The sequence below is a fragment of the Sphingopyxis sp. USTB-05 genome, assembly GCF_023822045.1.
Taxonomy (GTDB): domain Bacteria; phylum Pseudomonadota; class Alphaproteobacteria; order Sphingomonadales; family Sphingomonadaceae; genus Sphingopyxis.
Map to the genome: position 1 here is coordinate 3,754,382 of NZ_CP084712.1, position 19,156 is coordinate 3,773,537.

Consider the following 19,156-nt stretch of genomic DNA (forward strand, 5'->3'; position numbering starts at 1 on the left):
ACCCCTTTTCCCCAGCCCGGCGCCTTTACGCCTGATGCTGATATTTACACCACCCCAAAAGCCAGCATGGCGTCGGCGACTTTCTTGAAGCCCGCAATATTTGCGCCCTTCACATAGTCGATATAGCCGCCGCCGCGGTCACCATAGGTCAGGCAGCTTTTATGGATGCCGTCCATGATGTCCTTGAGCATCTGTTGCAGCTCGGGTTCGCTCCAGGCGCGGCGGCCGCTGTTCTGGCTCATTTCGAGCCCCGACACCGCAACACCGCCCGCATTGGCGGCCTTGCCCGGTGCAAACATGATCTTCGCATCCTTGAACACATGCACGCCTTCGAGGTTGGTCGGCATGTTGGCGCCTTCGCTGACCGCGATGCAGCCATTTGCGACAAGCGCCTTGGCGTCGTCGCCGAGCAGCTCATTCTGCGTCGCGCACGGCAGCGCGACATCGCATTTGACGCCCCATGGGGTCTTGCCCGCCGTGAAGCTCGCGCCCTTGAACTCGTCGCAATATTCCTCGATCCGGCCGCGGCGATGCGTCTTGTGCGCTTTCACCCAGTCGATCTTTTCCTGCGTGATGCCGTCGGGATCGTGAATGAAGCCGCCCGAATCGGACAGAGTCAGCACCTTGCCGCCGAGCTGGACGATCTTTTCCGCCGCGTGCGTCGCGACATTGCCCGAACCGGAGATCACCGCGGTCTTGCCGACCAGATCCTGCCCTTTCGCCGCGAGCATGTTCGCGAGGAAATAGACTGCGCCATAGCCCGTCGCCTCGGTGCGGATCAGCGAGCCGCCCCATTCGAGCCCCTTGCCGGTGAGCACGCCGGTGAATTCGTTGGTGATCCGCTTATACTGGCCGAACATGAAGCCGATTTCGCGGCCGCCCACGCCGATGTCGCCCGCAGGCACGTCGATGTCGGCGCCGATGTGGCGATAGAGCTCGGTCATGAAGCTTTGGCAGAAGCGCATGATCTCGCGCACGCTCTTGCCCTTCGGATTGAAGTTCGATCCGCCCTTGCCGCCGCCCATCGGCAGCCCGGTCAGAGCATTTTTGAACGTCTGTTCGAATGCCAGAAATTTGAGCACGCTTTCTGTGACGCTCGGATGAAAGCGAATCCCGCCCTTGTACGGGCCGATGGCATTGTTGTTCTGGACGCGCCAACCGCGCTGAACGCGGATATTGCCATTATCATCTTCCCAGCAGACGCGGAAAGACACGACCCGGTCGGGTTCGGCAATACGCCGCAGGATTTGCTGTGCGTGATATTCTTCCTTGTCGGCAATGAAATCGAAGATGTCCTCGGACACCTCCTGCACCGCCTGGACGAACTCGGGTTGCCCCGGGTTACGTTTTTTCACGCCTTCCATGAACGTCGAAAAATCGACGTGATCCGAAACTGCCATGCACCCCTCCCCTGTATGACTGGGAAAGCCGGTGCGACCCCTGACGATTTTATCGTTGACCGACCTTGTATGCCAAAGGCTACACCATCGCCAAGCAAAGGCAATATGACAGCGCGCACACTCCGTATTTTTTCGCGGCGCGCACAAAAGGGACAAAAATGAGCGACAGCAAGGGCATGACAGGCGCAAACCGGACAATCCTGATCGCTGCATTCATATTGCTGGCGACCGCCATCGGCTATGCAATTTGGCGCGATAATGGAGCCGCAAACCCCGATCCCGTGATCGAGAGCGGGGCCGCGCCATCCGACCAGATCGCCGAATTGGAAGCGCGGACGAAACGCGAACCGAACAGCGCCGAGGCATGGACAGCGCTTGGCGCGGCGAAATTCGATATGAGCGATTTCTCCGGTGCCGCCGCCGCCTATGAAAAAGCCGTTGCCTTGTCAGCCGAATCGGCAGGCCTGTGGTCGGCGTTGGGCGAAGCGCGCGTGATGGGAAGCGACAGCGACCCGATGCCTGCCACCGCGCTCGAAGCCTTCAAAAAGGCAATTGCGCTCGATGCAAAAGACCCGCGCGCACGCTATTTCCTTGCTGTGAAGAAGGATATCGGCGGCGATCACAAAGGCGCGATCGACGACTGGTTCGCGCTGCTCGCCGACACGCCACAGGGCGCACCGTGGGAGGCCGACCTCCGCCGCACGATCGAACAGGTCGGGCAAATCCACAAGATCGACGTCGCGGCGCGGCTTGCAAGCACCCAGGCTAGGCCGCTGACCGCTAATGAAATGCCGGTGGCGGCGCGAGCGATTCCGGGCCCCAGCCGCGCCGACATGGAAGCCGCGTCACAGCTACCCAAAGGCCAACAGGACCAGATGATCGAAGGAATGGTGAGCGGGCTCGAAGCCAAGCTGAAAGCCAATCCGGCCGACGTCGACCGCTGGATCATGCTGATGCGCAGCCGCATGACACTGGGCGAGACGGCGAAGGCGGCACAGGCGCTGAAGGACGGGATTGCGGCGAACCCTGCGGCGGCGGGACGCTTGAAAGCGCAGGCACAGATGCTCGGCGTACCGGGAGCTTAAAAAACCGGATTGGCGGGCGGTTTCGAAAGCCATAGACTGCCCGTGCTGCGGGGGGCGCAAAAACATAAGGTCGCCGCGGCCCAATGCCGCGAGACGCTTTCGGACGTATTTGCCCGGGACAGTTGTCCACTCTGTATCGGGCCTCGTGGTTTCCACCTGCCGACTGATGCACGAGACGGTCACGCCTCGCACATCAGCCTTATACGGTCAGCTCGCCATCAGAGCGGCATTGCCGCCCGCCGCGGTAATGTCGGTCGAAATCGACTTTTCTTCGGCAAAACGGTGCAGATAGTGCGGGCCGCCAGCCTTGGGGCCGGTGCCCGACAGACCGCGCCCGCCAAAAGGTTGCGAGCCGACGATCGCCCCAATCTGGTTCCGGTTGACGTAAACATTGCCGACCTGCGCGCGCGCCGCAATATGCGCGGCGACGCCGTCAATGCGCGTGTGAACGCCAAGCGTTAGCCCGTAACCCGACGCGTTGATCGCGTCGATGAGCGCGTCGAGTTCGCCACCCTTCCATGTAGCGACGTGGAGCACGGGGCCGAAAATCTCGCGCTTCAGGTCAGTGACATGGTTGAGGCGGATCGCCACCGGTGGCACGAAATGACCGTCGTCGGGCAGGTTCGTGCGGCCCGCCTCGGCAATCACGCGGCCCGCAGCCCGTGCTTCGGCGACATAGGCAGCGATATTCGCCTGCGCCTCGTCGTCGATAATCGGCCCCACGTCGGTGGCGAGGATCGAAGGATCGCCAATATTGAGTTCGGCCATCGCACCCGCGACCATTTCGACCATTGTGTCGGCGACATCTTCCTGCACGCAAAGGAGGCGCAGCGCCGAACAGCGCTGCCCCGCCGACTGGAAGGCGCTGGCGACGGCATCGCGTGCGACCTGTTCGGGGAGCGCGGTCGAATCGACGATCATCGCGTTCGCTCCGCCGGTTTCAGCGATCAACGTCGCGATCGGACCGTCCCGCCCAGCGAGGCTGCGGTTGATCATCCGCGCGACCTCGGTCGAGCCGGTGAAGGCGACACCGATGATGTCGTTGTTGCTCGTCAGCGCCGCGCCGACGGTTTCGCCGCGGCCGGGGAGGTAATGAAGCACATCACCGGGAATGCCAGCTTCGAGCAGGAGTTCGACCGCGGCGTGCGCGATCAGCGGCGTCTGTTCGGCGGGTTTCGCGAGCACGCTATTGCCCGCAGCTAGCGCCGCGGACACCTGACCCAAAAAGATGGCGAGCGGGAAGTTCCAGGGACTGATGCATACGAACACGCCCTTGCCCTCAAGCATCAGCTCATTGCGCTCGCCCGTCGGGCCGGGAAGCGCGACGGGGTAAGTGAAATCGGTACGCGCCTGCGCGGCATAATAGCGAAGGAAATCGACCGCTTCGCGTACTTCGGCAACCGCGTCGACGAGCGTCTTCCCCGCCTCGTCGATCGCGAGGCCAAGGAAAAGCGCGTCATTTTCTTCCAGCAAATCAGCCGCGCGTTCGAGCCGTTCGGCGCGGAAAGCGCCACCGGCCAGGCTCCAATCGCCCTGCGCCTTGCTAGCCGCCGCGACGGCATCGGCGACCGCCGCCGCATCGGCTTCGATCACCTGACCGACGACGGCACCCGTTGCAGGGTTGCGTACGGGTTCGGCTTTGCCCTTTTGCGGAACGCCCCCGACAATCGGCGCCGCGACGAGGTCGCTCCGCCGTGCCGCGCCGATCGCCGAAACCAGTGCTTCAGGCACGCCGGGTTCGCCGAGGTCATAGCCTCGCGAATTGCGGCGAATGGGATCGAAGAGACCAAGGCCCGTCGCAATATTCGAGGTCGCCGCGCTCGCGACGCTGCGCGGATCGACTGCAAGCTGTTCAGCAGTGACGCCGGGATCGGAAAATTGATGGACGAAGCTCGAGTTCGCGCCATTTTCGAGCAGGCGGCGGACGAGATAGGCGAGCAGGTCACGGTGCGTGCCGACCGGCGCGTAAACGCGCACGGGGCGCGGCGGCGGGAAGAGCGCTACGAGCGCGTCATGCGCACCCTCGCCCATACCGTGCAGCCGCTGCAACTCGTAATCGGCGCCCGCGAACAATTCGGACACGAAGGCGAGTGTCATCGCATTATGGCTCGCGAAGGCAGGATAGATGCAATCCTGGCAATCACGCAGAAGCTGCGCGCAGCGCATATAGTTGAGGTCTGTGTGAAGCTTTGCCGTAAACACAGGGAAATCGCCAAGGCCGAGCGTCTGCGCGCGCTTGATCTCCGTATCCCAATAAGCGCCCTTGACGAGGCGCATCGACAGCTTGACCCCGCGCGTCCGCGCGCGGTTCGCAAGCCAGTCGATCACCGCCGGCGCGCGCTTCTGATACGCCTGGATCACGATGCCGAGACCGGTCCAGTCGTCGGCAATTCCAGCGTCGATCAGCGCCGCGAACACGTCCATATGCGGTTCCAGCCGGTCGCTTTCCTCGGCATCGATCATCAGCGGTATGTTTACCGCGCGGGCCGCCTTGGCGAGTTCGATGACATTGGGGATCAGTTCGTCCTGCACGCGGGCCGCCTGCAGATATTCATAGCGCGGGTGGAGCGCCGACAGCTTGATCGAAATGCCGTGGTTCGCGTGCGGGTCGCCCGGCTTCGCAGCCTTGCCGATGCGCGCGATGGCATTGGCATAGCTGTCATAATAGCGCCGCGCATCTTCTGCGGTCCGCGCGGCTTCACCAAGCATGTCGAAGCTCGCGAGTTCGGATTTTTCCTTGTCGGCGCGTTTGACCGCCGCGTCGATCGTCTCGCCCATCACGAATTGCTGGCCCAGCATCTTCATCGCCGCGAGTGCCGCTTGGCGAATCACCGGTTCACCTGAGCGCCTGATCATCGATTTGATCAAGGTGAGTGGGTTCGCCTTGCTGCCCATCGCGTCAAGCATCAGCGTTGCAGAGCCGAGCGACAGCCCGCGCGACGACAGCGCGACGATCAGCGGGCTGTCCTCATCCTCGCCATCCTTCCAATGGCGTCCGGCAATCTTGTCGCGAATAAGCGCATTGGCGGTCGCATTGTCGGGCACGCGCAGCAGCGCTTCGGCGAGGCACATCAGCACGACGCCTTCCTCGGTCGACAGGCGGTAGCGATTCATCAACTGCGCGACGAGCGTCTCGCGCTCGCCCTCTGCCTTCGCCTTGCGGATCAGTTCGAGCCCGCGACGCGTCACGGCGTCGACGCTGGCCGAAGAGGTGGCGAGAGCGTTGCGCAGTTCGGCGACGATGTCAGATTCACTGCGGCGAGCGAGGGCGCGGATGGGGGCGCGATCAGGGCTTTGGGTCATGGCGCCCGATACCATATCGCTGCAAGTCGATCCGACTTGTTTCGGCGTGTTTCATATATGAATTGACCAAGTTTTGGATCAATCCTAGTTCGTATGCATGAAAAATGCCTCATCGACAGTCGAATTGGATGAATTCGATCGCAAGATTCTCGCGATTCTCGGCCGCGACGGACGGATCACCTTTACCGAGCTGGCATTGCAGGTCGGATTGTCGAAGACTCCGTGCCAGCAACGGGTGAAACGCCTCGTCGACAGCGGGCTGATCGTCGGCTTTCGTGCAATCGTCGATCCCGCCAAGGTCGGCCTCGACCATGTGGCTTTCGCCGAGGTGAAGCTCTCGGATACGCGAGAGGAAGCGCTCAAGCAATTCAACACCGCAGTCCGGCAGATTCCTGAGGTCGAGGAATGCCATATGATCGCAAGCAGCTTCGACTATCTGCTCAAGGTCCGCACCCCGGACATCCGTCGCTATCGCATCGTGTTGGGCGAAAAGATTTCGAGCCTGCCGCATGTCGCGAACACATCCACCTTCGTCGCGATGGAAACAATCTGCGAATCGGCCCGCTAATGCCAAGAGATTGACCGCCGCGCGCGGCTGTGCCAATCGCGCAGGCCATGCGGGTGTAGCTCAATGGTAGAGCAGAAGCTTCCCAAGCTTACGACGAGGGTTCGATTCCCTTCACCCGCTCCATCTTGCTGCCCACGCGCAGTCGCTGATGGTTGAAAAAACCCCGAAAATCCGCTAGTTTTTGAGCATTCACTGGCTTCCGGTGATTGTCCATGATCGCACGTAGCTGAACGATTCGGGGGCATATCTGGGGGCCTTTCAAAAGCCCCTGATGTGCGAGGCCCCCAAATGGCGCTCACCGACACCGCGATCCGCAAAGCGAAGCCAAAAGATAAGCCCTATAAGGTCTCGGATTCGGGCGGCCTTTATCTTTTGGTCAATCCGATCGGCAGCAAGCTTTGGCGCGTTAAATATCGCCTTCATGGGGTGGAGCGTAAACTGGCGCTCGGCGCATATCCTGCAATTACACTCGCCGAAGCGCGAGCGGCGAGAGATGATGCGAAAAAGCAGCTCGCCCATGCCGTAGATCCCAATACTGCCAAGCGGCAGGCTCGAATCGCTGCGAGCATCAGCGCTGGCAACAGCTTCTCAGCGGTGGCTGAAGAGCTGATAGCGAAGCGCGAGAAGGAAGGTGTCGCAGCCACAACACTTGAAAAGCATCGCTGGCTTTTGCGTTTGCTAGGCGCAGAGTTCGGGCGGCGGCCGGTGGCAGACATCACGCCTGCGGAGTTGCTCCACGAGTTGAAGAAGCAGGAACGGCGCGGGCGTTTAGAGACGGCCAAGCAGGTCCGGGGTTTCGCGAGCCGCGTCTTCCGCTACGCCGCCGCTACAGCGCGAGCCGAACGCGATCCCGCACAGATGTTGCTTGGCGCGCTCATCCAGCCGACCGTGAAGCATTTCGCGTCGATCACTGATCCAATGGAGTTTGGCGGCCTACTCCGTGCGATTGAGGGATATGTGGGTGACCCAGCGGTGATGCATGCGCTCAAGCTGACCCCGCATGTCTTTCAGAGGCCCGGTGAACTGCGCCAGATGGAATGGACTGAAATCGACTTCGCGAAGGCAGTTTGGACGCTGCCTGCAACCAGGATGAAAATGCGCCAACCGCATGCGGTGCCATTGTCGCGCCAAGCACTCGCTATTCTGGAAGGTATGCGCGGGCTTTCTGGTAACGGCAAATATGTGTTCCCCTCGGTACGAACACGGGCGCGACCGATCAGCGACAACACGATCAACGCAGCGCTTCGCCGTCTTGGCTTTTCCAAGGAGCAAATGACGGCTCATGGATTCCGGACCTCCGCCTCCTCGTTGCTCAACGAGTCGGGCAAGTGGAATCCCGATGCCATCGAACGCGCCCTCGCTCACATGGTCGCGGGGAGCATCCGGCGCATATATAACCAATCGGCCTATTGGGCGGAACGCGTCGAGATGGCCCAGTGGTGGAGTGATTATTTGTGTCAGCTCCGTGATGGAGGCAATGTAGGCTTCCCTCGCTAGGAGAAGATGGTGGACGACCGGAAGGAAGTATTGCCGCTCCGCGTCGTCGCGGCTCGATTCATCAGCACGGATGACCAAGCCGGACTTACCGAGCTCGACCGTATCACGGCGGAAGCTTGGCGCGTCATCCAGAGGCGATATTGGCTGTTATCTACCTCTTTCACGGCGGCCGCTTCTGTAACCGTCGCTACATTACTGACTGGGATCGCGCTCACTTGGAGTGAAACGCCTGGGGCCGAAATCGTCACGCTGATCGGATTGGGATGCTTCGGTTCAATGCTGGCCATCGCCGCGTCGTGGCGCGTGTTTCAGTATGGCGGGATGAAAGCTGCCGCGCCTCAGGAGCCCACATACGCGGACGTGGAAGACCCGGCCGTGCGGAATCTCGAACGCCTGTTCGCCATCCTCCAACTCGAATCGACGCCGCGCGCCTTTTACTTCGCGCGCAATGGCCGGCGTCGCTACGTCGATCATCGCTATTTCTTCGGCAAGCTTCGCGCCGCCCATGTTGCTAAGGGCGACACCATCCGCAACGCGCTCTTCGGACCGGTGGGCCTCTGGTTCGCGCGCGAACTGTTTCTGGAACTGGACGTCGACAAACTGATCGCTGAAGCCAAGGCGGATCCGAGTCGCAAGGGCGCACCGAAGCAATATGATCACACAAATGCGATCATCGCGCTGATTGATCACCCAAAGGTGCGGGCGCTCGATATCTCAAAGAAGCGCGGCAATCAGAAGGAAATCATCGAGTTGATTGAGGATTGGTATCGCGACAGACGCCTGAAGGTGCCAAGCCAGACGCAGCTTGCGCCTTACGCAAATCAAATTCTGGAGACGATCGCGAAAAATCGTTCGTCTTAATCCTACTCTGAATTACCGGGGAACCACGCATTTGCGTGGTTTCCGGAGGTAGGTAATTACCGGGGAACAGCCACGAACGGCAGATTTCTGGTGCATCCACATGCTGTTGGAACTGTCGGCGCTTAGCTGCAAATGATCCTGTCGCCCGCCGCATCGCGGCACTCCAACGGAGGCGACAATGGATGAACTCGCATACTCGATTAACCGCACGGCCAAGGCGCTCGGCGTGGGCCGGAGCACAATCTACAAGCTCATCAAGACCGGTCAGGTCGATGCGCTCAAGATCGGCACGCGCACGCTTATCACGACCGCGTCGATCGCGCGGCTCACCGAGGCGCGCCGTGAAACTTGATACCGGGACGGCAAATGCCTCGCCCGCACTGTCCCCAACACAATCGATTTTAGGAGGGCAGACCATGTCTGTGATTCGCAATGCGCTCGCCCGCATCTTTCGCTCGCGCGAGACGTCCACCTTACATTTCGACGCCGATGTGCGGACTGCGGCTTTCATGCGTCCGATCATCGAGAAGTTGCTCGCAGATGGAGAGGACGGCGACACCTACCGCGCTGCGATCAATTTCTGGCGCTACGCCGAGCGGCCTCCGTTGGCGGTCTATGATGGCGATGTAAGCCACTGTCAGATCGACGGTCCACTTCAACTGGCAGGTAATCACGCGCTTCCCTTGGGCGGTGAAATCTTCAGCAACGGCGTCACGATTGATCTCGATCCTTTCGAGGCGAACGACCTTCGCGAGCATATGAGAGCAGCTATCGAACGTGCCATCCTGGCTTGGCTTGCGGACAATGGTCGCCGCAAATTTGTGCCGGCCGTAAATCCATATGATCGCCCAACGGCCGACCGCGAAGCCAAGGCAATGATTGCTGATTGGGTCGCTCGCGGAGAAGTGATGCGCCCCGTCACGGAGGGTCCGGATCATGTCTGATACGGACGTCTTTGCGGCAAGGTCGCAGGGCCGCGATGCTACGCATCGGACCCGTAATTTGGATACACACCTCACGCACGGGTGCATCCAGCTTTTCCGCCACTTTTCGAGGGTGCGATCAGGGTGCGCTCCGCCGTCGCTTCGCCGAAGCGACGTAATTCCGCCAAAATTCGAGGGTGCGATCCGCACCCTCAGGGAGGCGGCGCGATGAAGACCATCCAACATTCCATCCGCCTGCCCGCGGCGCTCGATACGGCGCTTCGCGCGCTGGCCGATCGGCAGGGGAAGACGGTTTACGCGATGCTCCGCCGCTGCGTGAAGACAGGGATCGACGGGCAGGCCAATCCTGCGATCAGCAGCTCAGACGATCGCGAACTTGTCGCCGAGGTTGCGTCGATCAGTACGCGATTGGCCGATGTCGAACGCCTGCTAGACCGAACCTTGCACACGGCCTGCGCCGCTTATTGCTATGCGCGCAGCGCCGCGAAGGGGGGCGGCAAGAGCGACGAGGTCATCAGCGCCGAGACTCAGCGGGCCTATGATCGGCAACGGGCGGCAGCGGGGGAACGGTCATGAGCGAGCCTCCCGATCTCCGACTTCATGCCGAGACGCTGCGGCGTCATCTTCGCTACAGCCAGACGCGGCGGTTCAAACGACAGCTCGCGATCTTGGTCTCAGCGATCGCGCTCGGCGGTTTGGCGGCCCCCTATCTGATGCTCGACCCGAGCATCCTTCGGGATACCGGCACCCATTATCACGCGAAGATGCTGTCATGGTTTTCCGGCAGCGCTGGCGGCGATCCCGGGATGGTGATCCATTACGAGGGCGCGGACTATCTGACTCCCGCCCGTACGGTCGCGACCGATCCTTATTGGGTTCGCCGGGCGAGCATCGCCAAATCGTTCGTCATGCGCGGCGCCATGCTGGGGTTTGTCGCGTGGCTTTCAGGTCTTTTCCTGCTCCGCGATGTTGTCGCGCGTAGGCGCGAACGCGCGCTCCGGGATCGCGTCATCGACGGCACCAAGGTGACGAGCGAGAAGAAGCTTGCGAAGCTGGCGCGGGCCGAAGCAGGTTCGCACCCGCTGGCGATCGGTCCCGTACCCTTTCCCCGCCGCCTCGAAACCCGCCACATGGCGATGGTGGGCACGACCGGCAGCGGCAAGACCACGGTGCTGCGCCAGATGCTCGACGGGATCGCCGCGCGCGGCGAAGCCGCGCTGGTCTATGATACCAGCGGCGAGTTCATCGCCCATTATTACCGGCCCGAGTGCGGCGACATCATCCTCAACCCGTTCGATGCCCGCTGCGTCTATTGGTCGCCTTTCGCCGAGATCGCCCACCCCGCCGACGCCGATCGCATCGCGCAGCAGCTCGTTACCGAGACCGGGAAGCAGGACGATGACGTCTGGCTGGAGACCAGCCGCATCCTCGTCGCCAACATGATCCGGGAGCTATGGAAGGAGAATAAGTGCACGCTGCTCGATCTGCTTGAGGCGCTGCAGAAAATGGACAAGGACAAGCTCAAGGCCTGGCTCAAGGACACGTCGTCGGCGCGCACCTTCTCCGACGACGCCGACCGGGCCACCGGCAGCGTGCTCTTCATGCTCGCGAAGGCCGCGAACCTGATCCAGTTCCTTCGGATGCCAGAGGAAGGCGAGAAGGTCTTTTCGTTCCGGGAGTTCATCGCCGGCCTCGACGAAACGAAGGGAGCCAAGCCCTGGATCTTCGTGCCGCGGAAGGAAGAGCAATTTGCGGCATTGAAGCCGCTGCTCGCCTGTTGGCTCGAATGCGCCGCGAGCGCCATGTTGGCCCTGGCTCCGTCATCCGACCGCCGCGTCTGGTTCCTGCTCGACGAACTTGCCGACCTGCCGCGCGTCGATAATCTGACGCGGTTGCTGCCCGAGGGCCGCAAGTTCGGGGCAGCGGTCGTTCTGACCTTTCAGGGCGTGGGGCAGATGCGGCATCGTTACGGCGACGACCTTGCCGAATCCATGCTCGGCTGCTGCAACACCAAGCTCTTCCTCCAGATGGGCGATGGCGAGTCCCGCCGCTGGGCGAGCGACACGATCGGCACCTGCGAGGTCGAGATCCAGACCATGACCGGCGCGCTTGGCGATGGCGACGACAAGCCACGAATGACGCTCGGCCGCCAGCGCAAGACCCGTCCCGCCGTGTTCGAAAGCGAACTCCGCCTCGCACGCTACGAGGGCTATCTGCTGTTCCCCGACGGGCTTCCCGTCGCGCGCATCGGGCTCACCGCCGACCATATCGAGAAACGGGGCCAGCCGCGCCAGCCAGCTTTCGTCGCAGCGAATCCGGAGACGACGCTCTGGCACCGGTCGTTGGAGGCGGCGCCTAAAGAAGAGTCCGACAGCGCGGTGCCGCCACCGGCCGAGGCGCCGGTCGTCGAAAAGCAGAAGGCAAGGAAGAAGCCACCAGCGCCTCTGCCGACTGACGATGGTGGGCCGATCTGATGGTGGCGTCGGTATCTGCGCTGACCAGTTCGTCGCAAGCGAGCAGCTATTATGAGGCCGACGACTATTATGCCGAGGGCGGGCTGTCGCCGTCCGAATGGCACGGCAAGGGCGCCGAGGAGCTTGGGCTGTCGGGTGATGTCGATCGCGACCGATTTCGGGAATTGCTCGACGGCAAGGTCGCGGGCCAGCAACTCGGCACGGTTCGGGACGGCCAGCTCGAACATCGGCCCGGCTGGGATGTGACACTCAGTGCGCCCAAGTCGGTGTCGATCATGGCCGAGGTCGCGGGCGACCGGCGGTTGATCGAAGCACATGGGCAGGCGGTGAAGACCGCGCTCGCGCATGTCGAGGCGCATATGGCCGCGACCCGTGTTCGGCATGGCGGCAGCGTAACGCGCGAGGCCACCGGCAATCTCGTTGTCGCCAGCTTCCAGCATGGGACGAGCCGAGCTCAGGATCCGCAGCTTCATACCCATAATGTCATCATGAATGCGACGCAGGGCGAGGATGGATCGTGGCGCAGCCTCGAACCGCGCGCCATCTATCAGCTCCAGAAGCAGATCGGCGCCATCTACCGGCAGGAGCTGGCCTTGAAGGTTCGCGAACTCGGCTATGAGATTGCACCGGGCAAGGAGTCGATGTTCGAGATCAAGGGGGTCTCGGCCGACGTCATGGCGGCATTCAGTACGCGAAGCGCGGCGATCGAAGCAGCGCTCGGCGAACGGGGAACGACGCGGGAGGACGCCAGCGCCGCCGAAAAACACGTCGCCGCGCTCGACACGCGGCAGGCGAAGGTTGCAGCCGACCATGGCGCGCTTGTCGCCGACTGGCGCGAGACTTCCGACCGGGCGGGATTCGATGCCGAGGCCCAGCTCGCGTTGGTGCGCGCGGCCGAGGCTAGGGCCGCGAGCGGCGTTCATCTTCCCGATCCATCGATCGCCGATCGCGCCGTCGCCCATGCCGCCGACAAGCTTGGCGAGCGGCAGTCGGTGTTTGCGGTCGCGGCGCTCCACGAAGAAGCAGGGCGGGTTGGACTTGGGAAGGTCGGCTATGCCGAGATTGGCGAAGCGATAGGGCGGGCTGCGCAGGAGCGCGAGTTGGTCGACCGTACCTTCGTCGATCGGCGCGGTGCGACGTTTGCCGGGTTCACAACTCGCCAGAATATCGCGGCCGAGAAGACGCTGCTTCGGATCGAGACCCACGGACGCAGTGCGCTAGCGCCGATCGCCTCGCCGCTTGCCGCCGCCAAGGCGGTTGCGGCAGCGGCGGCGCAATCGGAGCGGTCCGGCTTTGGCTGGAACCATGACCAGAAGGCCGCGACCGAGCAGCTCCTTACCAGCCGCAATCGCATCACCGCAGTACAGGGCTATGCCGGGACCGCGAAGACCACGACGGTACTCGCCACCTTCGCGCGCGAGGCCGAAGCGCGGGGTGTGTCGGTGGTCGCGCTGGCGCCGACCGCATCGGCGGCTATGACACTCGGCGAAGCGCTTGGCGCCCGCGGCGATACGGTGGCGCGCCATTTGCTCGTGCCGGAAGATTCGGCGCACGGTCAGCCCGTCGCATGGATTGTCGATGAAGCTTCGCTGTTGTCCGCGCGCGATACGGCACGGCTGTTCGGCCTTGCCGAGCAGCATAATGCCCGCGTCATCCTGGTGGGTGATGTGAAGCAGCTCGGATCGGTCGAGGCCGGCGCGGCATTTGCGCAGCTCCAGACCGCCGGTATGGAAACCGCCACGCTCGGCGAGATCGTCCGGCAAACGAACGACGCGGCCAAGGAAGCCGTGTTGGCGTCGATCGAGGGCGATGCGAAGAAGGCGCTCGCCGCGCTCGATCGCGGCGGCGGCCAGATTGTGGAACATGAAGATCGCGCCGACCGTTTCGCGGCGATCGCCGACCGCTACGCAGGGCTCGGCAAGTCCGGCCGAGCTCGCACGCTCGTCATTGAGCCATCGCGTGAGGGGCGCGACACGCTGACGGCGGACATTAGGGCGGCGCTGGTCAGGGCGGGCGCGCTTTCCGGTCCCGCCGTCGCCGTCGAAAGCCTCGTCAACAAGGGCCTCACCCGCGCCGAGGCGCGCGATCCGATGAGTTACGATCGGGGCGATGTCGTTCGCTTCACCCGCGATTATGCCGACAAGGGCGTCATGCGGGGCGAAGCCTATCGTGTCGAAGCCGTCGATCCGGCGAAAGCCGCCATTGCGCTGAGGTCCGAGGATGGGCGCGAGGTCGACTGGCGGCTTCGCCAATGGGGTGCCGGCAAGGCGCAGGTGTTCGCGCCTCAGAATATGGACCTCAGGACTGGGGACAGCATCCGCTTTACCCGTAACGATCGCGAAGCCGGGCGGATCAATGGCGCGCGCGGCGAAGTCACCGCAATTGACGAGCAGGCGCGGACGGCGACGGTGCTTGGCGCGCGCGGACAGGTGCAGACGCTCGACCTCGATGCCGCGCGCGACCGGCATATCGCCCACGCTTATGTCGATACCGCTTTTGCCGCGCAGGGACGCACCGCCGATTATGTCATAATCCACGCCGACAGCAAGGCGACCAATCTGGTCGACCAGAAAAGCTTCTATGTCGGCATCTCGCGCGCAAAGGAGTCGGCGACGATCGTCACCGATGATCGTGCGAAACTGACCTCGGCGATCAACGAGCGCGCGGGGGCCGTCCAGACCGCGCTATCGCGGGCACCCGTCGCGCAAGCCGGCATATCGCAAGCAGCCATCGCTGCGCCCGACAAGGCGATCAGCGCGGCGGTCTCGCAAGTCGCGACCTCGCTGCCCGGCATGGGGCTTTAGCTCTTGCCAAAGCGCCCGATCTTCTCGAAGATTCCGCTACATGCGTAACGATCTCACCCATCTTCCCGCCGCCAAGCAGCGCGAGCTCGAACGGATCGTCGAGACGATCTTCGAGGAGTTTCGGGGCGCGACCGAGAATGCGACGGGACCGCGCAAAGGTGCGCGCATCCTCAAGATCATCCTGTTCGGCAGTCATGCGCGGGGCGACTGGGTGGAAGCGCCGCTGTCGGCGAACCAGTATAAATCCGATTATGACATCCTCGTCATCGTCAGTCAGAAGGAGATGACGGACCGCGCCGCCTATTGGGCGGCCGCCGAGGAACGTCTCATTCGCGCCTACACGATCGAGAAGACGCTCCACACGCCGGTCAACTTCATCGTCCACAGCTTGCACGAGGTGAATGACGGGCTCTCGCATGGCCGCGTTTTCTTCATGGAGGTCGTGAAAGACGGGATCGCGCTCTACGAAGCCGATGACCGAGAATTGGCTACGCCGAAGCCAAAGACACCGGAACAGGCGTTGGAAGCCGCCAAGGAATATTTCAACGAGTGGCTGACCAGCGCCATGGATTTTTACGATCAGGCAAAACATGCGATGGAGCGCGGGCGTGGCAAGATCGCAGCCTTTGAACTTCATCAGGCGACCGAGCGCTTGTATTCCTGCGTCCTGCTGACGCTGACTCTCTACACGCCCTATAACCATAACATCGCGTTCCTGCGTTCGCTGGCTGAGGGGCTGGACCGCCGCCTCTACGTAGTATGGCCCGAGGCGACGCATCGCGAACGCGCGATGTTCCAGAAGCTGAAAGAAGCGTACACGAAGGCAAGGTATTCAAAACATTACCGGATCAGCGAACAGGAACTCGCATGGCTCAGCGAACGCGTCGAAGAACTGGGCCGCATCGTCCACCAGGTCTGTTCGGACAAGATCGCCGAGCTTGAGGCTGCGGCGCGCCGATAGGCGCTGGGGTCGGGCGACTTGCCGGAACTCCCGGATTCTGACATAATCCGTCTCACGGAATGGAACGACTGGCGGCCATTCCGGGGATTATCCTGCCAGGCATCATGTAGGTCCGGCCGCGTGTCGGACGGTTGCTGATCGCCGCTCTGGCGGCACCACAGCGAACACCGCTTGCCCATCCGCGCCCAATCGTGCGGACCGCCGCGGTGCGAGCTGCAAATGACACCCCCAACAACTGACGTTTACGCGCGCGAGGTCGTGATGGCGCGCGTCGGCCATCTCATCCGGCGCAAGCAGCGCGAAATCGAGCGCATCACCCGCATTCTCCGCAGCCTGTTCGACCCCTCGCAAATCCAGGCGCCCGAGCCGGGATCGATCAAGCGGATCATCCTGATCGGTCCCTATGCAAGGCGATCTTGGTACGAAGACAGCCGGACAATCGAATTTTCCGATTATGAATTTTGGGTCGTCGTCAATCACCCCCTTTTTACTGACGAACGCTGCTGGCGGAGGGCGCGAGAAACCGTCGAACGGGAACTTGTAAATCGCTGCGCCGTCGACGTCGAAATCTATTGTAAGTCCGACGTTCGTACGGCCAGGGCGGAACGCGACACTTTCATTCTCGACCGGATCGAGGCCGGCATCACCCTTTACCGCGCTTCGCGGGATGCACCTCTGCCCTCTGTCGGACGTCGGGGGGGCCGACCATGACTGCCCCCGGTCCGTTCGCTTCGTTCGACGAATTCTACCGCTGCGAGAATCGGCAGCTGTTCCACTTCTTCAGGCGTCGCGTGGGGCGTGAGGAAGCCTCTGACCTCACGCAAGAAGCATTCACGCGCATGTTGCGGACCGGCGCATTCGAGCGGGTCGAGAATCCGCGTGCCTATCTCTTCCGCGCTGCTCACAATCTAGTGATCGAGCGCGCACGCCAGAGCAAACGCAAGGGAAAGGGATTATTCCCGTTCGATGAACATCGTGATGGGCCAGCCGGCCCAGAACAGACGTTGGCCATAGAAGCATCGGATTTGCGGCGAGGTTTACGACGCGCAATTCTTTCAATGCCGCGTCGCACGCGGCGCATATTTCTGATGCACCGGTTGCGGCGCCAGACTTACCGGGAGATCGCCGAAGAAATGGGCATTCGCGAACAGGGTGTCGAATACCACATGATGCGCGCGCTCTCGCGATGTCGGAAGGCGGTAGCGTTTCAACGGTGGTAGCCGTGACGGCGGCGCCGCGCCCCATGCCGGGAGATACACCATTGCCATCTGTCCGAAAAGAGCACCCGATCCGCGCCGTATGACAACGCCTTCGCGGCTCAACCCGCACCGTCACATAACGGGCGTGACCAGCGCGCGTCGTGCGGGAGGACGGGAACGTCTCCCCCTACGATCCGCGCTCTGATCGATTTAATCGCGGTTCAATCGTGCTGGTCTGCCCCATTTTCGTAGCACATCCGCGATATGGCTCGTCAGTCCAACGTCCCCTATGACGTTGACGCCGGCGTTGTCCGGTACTTGCTCAAGAAGCAGCCGAAGCGCTGGCAGTCCTGCAGCTACCTCGAAGTCGATCCACTCCTCGGCATCGCCTTCAACGAGCGCGTGCAGGCTCGTTTGCGTCGCGCCCACGTGGAGCTGCACGACCCACGGCTGGTTGCCGTCGTGGACCCATTCGATCCGCACCGGACCAAGCGCGGCGCTCAGCCTCGCATGCAACCGAACGACATCCTCGACGATCGCCTCGGGTAGTTCTTCCGGCAGGCTTTCGCCAAGCATCAGGCTGTCGCCAGCGCCGGCCTTGCCTTCGATGAACACCATATCGTCGGCGCCGACAAGCGCCGCGCCAGACCATAGGGGGGGCACGCCCTCTTGCGCCAGAACGGAGGCGATCTGGCTGGCGTCAGGATCCTCCTCGGCGAGAAGGGCGAACGGATCGCGCCAGCCGCGCGCGGTGGTGAACAGCCCCGGTTGGGGTTCACGCGGACATGTGCGGATCCAGCGTTCGCCCGATCCGGTCGGACGCCCGAAAGTGAAAGGCGCGACACGGCGCGCGACGACGCTGGTCGAAGGCACGGGCGCGTCAAACCAGTTCGCCGCCAGCAGTCCGAACGCCTTGTCGCCGATATGCCGGCTAAATCGGTTGGGCCAGCGCGGTACCGGTGCGGTGCGGGCGCCCGCGTCGGCTTCGATTTCCCATAGGAGCACGTTGGTCTGGCGCCAGCCGCGCGGACCAGGGTGGATGCTGAATTCGACTCGGTCGCGCGCGTCTCCGGGAATGTCCGGCGCGAAACCATAAACCTGTTCGAGGATGGCCAAGCCCATGTCGCGTGGCAGTGAGGCGATGTCGGGCTTTTCGACCGCGCGCGGGGTGTCATCCGGCGCGAACTCAATGATGGCGTCGTGCGCGACCCCTGAAACCCCGCCATCGCCGACGTCGATCGTCTCGTTGAGAATGAGATGAAGGCCTTCGGCGGCGAGCCGCTCCATATGAAGAAGCACATCCTCGACCCGCGTCAGGCCGTAAACAAATTCGCGGCTGCGCGGATCATCTGGAAGGTAGCTGCGGATATTCACCCGGCCGTCCTGGCTCGCCAAGAGAAGCGCGCCCGCCGCTTCCGCGATGCTGACGAACTCCGCGTTTGCGTCGCGGCCGATGAGTCGCGAATAACTTTGTCGGAGTTCTCCCTCCTCCGGGCGCCAAGCGATGAACTGCGCGACATTTCCGATCCCGGCGAGCCGGTCGAGAGCCTTGTCTTTGTGAAGTGTCATATCCGTCCGGTTTGAGATGTGCGTGTCATATGTAGCCGCATTGGCCTGAAATGCGCCAGCCCTAGTAGCGGCGTAATGGGTGGCGATTATGGTTCTCAAGCCAATTTGAACAAGCTGATCCATATTGGAGCAAGTGCCAACGCGCGATTGCGGGCGGAAAATAGCCGCGCTATTGCCATTGGCAACAACAATGAGTACATTAGGGGAACGATGACAGGCCTTTTGCTAACCCTGTTCGTGATCGGGATGAGCTATCTCGCGGCACGCCTCATCAACGCGCTTCGGCATGTGCTCGCGGGCGGCGTCGATCAGACGGAGGAGTTTCTTCGTTCGGGCGTGACTTTCTCGGGACTCTGGAAAGGCGATGTGCCGGAACAGGAGAGCGGGTCACTGATCACGGTGCGCGAGGGCATTCGCCTTTCCACGAAAAAGGGAAAGGTGAAACTCGTCCCCACCTCTACCATCTCGCGCGACCTTTACTGATCCATCCA

16 protein-coding genes and 1 tRNA gene are annotated in these 19,156 nt (G+C 62.3%); 14 read left to right on the forward strand and 3 right to left on the reverse strand.

Going from position 1 to position 19,156, the window contains the following annotated elements; translation table 11 throughout:
- Positions 1 to 44: 44 nt before the first annotated feature.
- A complete protein-coding gene (gene gdhA / locus KEC45_RS17360) occupies positions 45 to 1,400 on the reverse strand; it encodes an NADP-specific glutamate dehydrogenase (protein WP_062175989.1) in 1,356 nt (451 codons plus the stop codon).
- Between the two features lie 158 nt (positions 1,401 to 1,558).
- Here gdhA and KEC45_RS17365 point away from each other — a divergent pair, with 158 nt between their 5' ends.
- Positions 1,559 to 2,485, forward strand: a complete 927-nt coding sequence (locus KEC45_RS17365) for a hypothetical protein (RefSeq protein WP_062183221.1) — start codon at positions 1,559 to 1,561, stop codon at positions 2,483 to 2,485.
- Between the two features lie 207 nt (positions 2,486 to 2,692).
- Here KEC45_RS17365 and putA read toward each other — a convergent pair whose 3' ends face one another.
- On the reverse strand, positions 2,693 to 5,788 hold the full coding sequence (gene putA / locus KEC45_RS17370) for a bifunctional proline dehydrogenase/L-glutamate gamma-semialdehyde dehydrogenase PutA (RefSeq protein WP_152682251.1): 3,096 nt from the start codon (positions 5,786 to 5,788) through the stop codon (positions 2,693 to 2,695).
- Positions 5,789 to 5,885: 97 nt separating this feature from the next.
- Between putA and KEC45_RS17375 the strand changes: the two genes are divergently transcribed.
- From KEC45_RS17375 to KEC45_RS17430, 12 genes are all read left to right on the forward strand, one after another.
- A complete protein-coding gene (locus KEC45_RS17375; protein ID WP_062175982.1) occupies positions 5,886 to 6,356 on the forward strand; it encodes an Lrp/AsnC family transcriptional regulator in 471 nt (156 codons plus the stop codon).
- Positions 6,357 to 6,405: 49 nt separating this feature from the next.
- Positions 6,406 to 6,479, forward strand: a tRNA-Gly gene (locus KEC45_RS17380).
- 165 nt (positions 6,480 to 6,644) lie between these two features.
- Positions 6,645 to 7,853, forward strand: coding sequence for an integrase arm-type DNA-binding domain-containing protein (locus KEC45_RS17385; protein WP_252171184.1), 1,209 nt, complete (start codon positions 6,645 to 6,647; stop codon positions 7,851 to 7,853).
- Positions 7,854 to 7,862: 9 nt separating this feature from the next.
- Positions 7,863 to 8,714, forward strand: coding sequence for a hypothetical protein (locus KEC45_RS17390; RefSeq protein WP_252171185.1), 852 nt, complete (start codon positions 7,863 to 7,865; stop codon positions 8,712 to 8,714).
- 178 nt (positions 8,715 to 8,892) lie between these two features.
- On the forward strand, positions 8,893 to 9,066 hold the full coding sequence (locus KEC45_RS17395) for a helix-turn-helix domain-containing protein (RefSeq protein ID WP_252171186.1): 174 nt from the start codon (positions 8,893 to 8,895) through the stop codon (positions 9,064 to 9,066).
- Positions 9,056 to 9,658 (forward strand): hypothetical protein, encoded by a 603-nt coding sequence (locus tag KEC45_RS17400; protein ID WP_252171187.1) that lies wholly within the window; start codon positions 9,056 to 9,058, stop codon positions 9,656 to 9,658. The genes KEC45_RS17395 and KEC45_RS17400 overlap by 11 nt, the downstream gene beginning before the upstream one ends.
- A 207-nt stretch (positions 9,659 to 9,865) precedes the next feature.
- Positions 9,866 to 10,234: a hypothetical protein gene (locus KEC45_RS17405; protein WP_252171188.1), complete on the forward strand. Its 369-nt coding sequence runs from the start codon at positions 9,866 to 9,868 to the stop codon at positions 10,232 to 10,234.
- On the forward strand, positions 10,231 to 12,132 hold the full coding sequence (locus KEC45_RS17410) for a type IV secretion system DNA-binding domain-containing protein (RefSeq protein WP_252171189.1): 1,902 nt from the start codon (positions 10,231 to 10,233) through the stop codon (positions 12,130 to 12,132). Before KEC45_RS17405 ends, KEC45_RS17410 begins: the two co-directional genes overlap by 4 nt.
- Positions 12,132 to 14,936, forward strand: coding sequence for a MobF family relaxase (mobF, locus tag KEC45_RS17415; protein WP_252171190.1), 2,805 nt, complete (start codon positions 12,132 to 12,134; stop codon positions 14,934 to 14,936). Before KEC45_RS17410 ends, mobF begins: the two co-directional genes overlap by 1 nt.
- Positions 14,937 to 14,976: 40 nt before the next feature.
- Positions 14,977 to 15,897, forward strand: a complete 921-nt coding sequence (locus KEC45_RS17420) for a nucleotidyltransferase and HEPN domain-containing protein (RefSeq protein WP_252171191.1) — start codon at positions 14,977 to 14,979, stop codon at positions 15,895 to 15,897.
- Positions 15,898 to 16,116: 219 nt separating this feature from the next.
- A complete protein-coding gene (locus KEC45_RS17425; RefSeq protein ID WP_252171192.1) occupies positions 16,117 to 16,608 on the forward strand; it encodes a hypothetical protein in 492 nt (163 codons plus the stop codon).
- Positions 16,605 to 17,117, forward strand: a complete 513-nt coding sequence (locus KEC45_RS17430) for an RNA polymerase sigma factor (protein WP_252171193.1) — start codon at positions 16,605 to 16,607, stop codon at positions 17,115 to 17,117. Before KEC45_RS17425 ends, KEC45_RS17430 begins: the two co-directional genes overlap by 4 nt.
- 189 nt (positions 17,118 to 17,306) lie before the next feature.
- Here KEC45_RS17430 and KEC45_RS17435 read toward each other — a convergent pair whose 3' ends face one another.
- Positions 17,307 to 18,665, reverse strand: a complete 1,359-nt coding sequence (locus KEC45_RS17435; protein WP_252171194.1) for a hypothetical protein — start codon at positions 18,663 to 18,665, stop codon at positions 17,307 to 17,309.
- 75 nt (positions 18,666 to 18,740) lie between these two features.
- Between KEC45_RS17435 and KEC45_RS17440 the strand changes: the two genes are divergently transcribed.
- Positions 18,741 to 19,148: a hypothetical protein gene (locus tag KEC45_RS17440; RefSeq protein ID WP_252171195.1), complete on the forward strand. Its 408-nt coding sequence runs from the start codon at positions 18,741 to 18,743 to the stop codon at positions 19,146 to 19,148.
- Positions 19,149 to 19,156: the final 8 nt, after the last annotated feature.

Bases quoted from the DNA above. Each gene is read 5' to 3' on its own strand.
- KEC45_RS17420 (WP_252171191.1), top strand. From the start codon at position 14,977: ATGCGTAACGATCTCACCCATCTTCCCGCCGCCAAGCAGCGCGAGCTC.
- putA (WP_152682251.1), bottom strand. From the start codon at position 5,788: ATGACCCAAAGCCCTGATCGCGCCCCCATCCGCGCCCTCGCTCGCCGC.
- mobF (WP_252171190.1), top strand. From the start codon at position 12,132: ATGGTGGCGTCGGTATCTGCGCTGACCAGTTCGTCGCAAGCGAGCAGC.
- KEC45_RS17405 (WP_252171188.1), top strand. From the start codon at position 9,866: ATGAAGACCATCCAACATTCCATCCGCCTGCCCGCGGCGCTCGATACG.
- KEC45_RS17410 (WP_252171189.1), top strand. From the start codon at position 10,231: ATGAGCGAGCCTCCCGATCTCCGACTTCATGCCGAGACGCTGCGGCGT.
- KEC45_RS17385 (WP_252171184.1), top strand. From the start codon at position 6,645: ATGGCGCTCACCGACACCGCGATCCGCAAAGCGAAGCCAAAAGATAAG.
- KEC45_RS17375 (WP_062175982.1), top strand. From the start codon at position 5,886: ATGAAAAATGCCTCATCGACAGTCGAATTGGATGAATTCGATCGCAAG.
- KEC45_RS17435 (WP_252171194.1), bottom strand. From the start codon at position 18,665: ATGACACTTCACAAAGACAAGGCTCTCGACCGGCTCGCCGGGATCGGA.
- KEC45_RS17395 (WP_252171186.1), top strand. From the start codon at position 8,893: ATGGATGAACTCGCATACTCGATTAACCGCACGGCCAAGGCGCTCGGC.
- KEC45_RS17430 (WP_252171193.1), top strand. From the start codon at position 16,605: ATGACTGCCCCCGGTCCGTTCGCTTCGTTCGACGAATTCTACCGCTGC.
- KEC45_RS17365 (WP_062183221.1), top strand. From the start codon at position 1,559: ATGAGCGACAGCAAGGGCATGACAGGCGCAAACCGGACAATCCTGATC.
- gdhA (WP_062175989.1), bottom strand. From the start codon at position 1,400: ATGGCAGTTTCGGATCACGTCGATTTTTCGACGTTCATGGAAGGCGTG.
- KEC45_RS17440 (WP_252171195.1), top strand. From the start codon at position 18,741: ATGGGTGGCGATTATGGTTCTCAAGCCAATTTGAACAAGCTGATCCAT.
- KEC45_RS17425 (WP_252171192.1), top strand. From the start codon at position 16,117: ATGACACCCCCAACAACTGACGTTTACGCGCGCGAGGTCGTGATGGCG.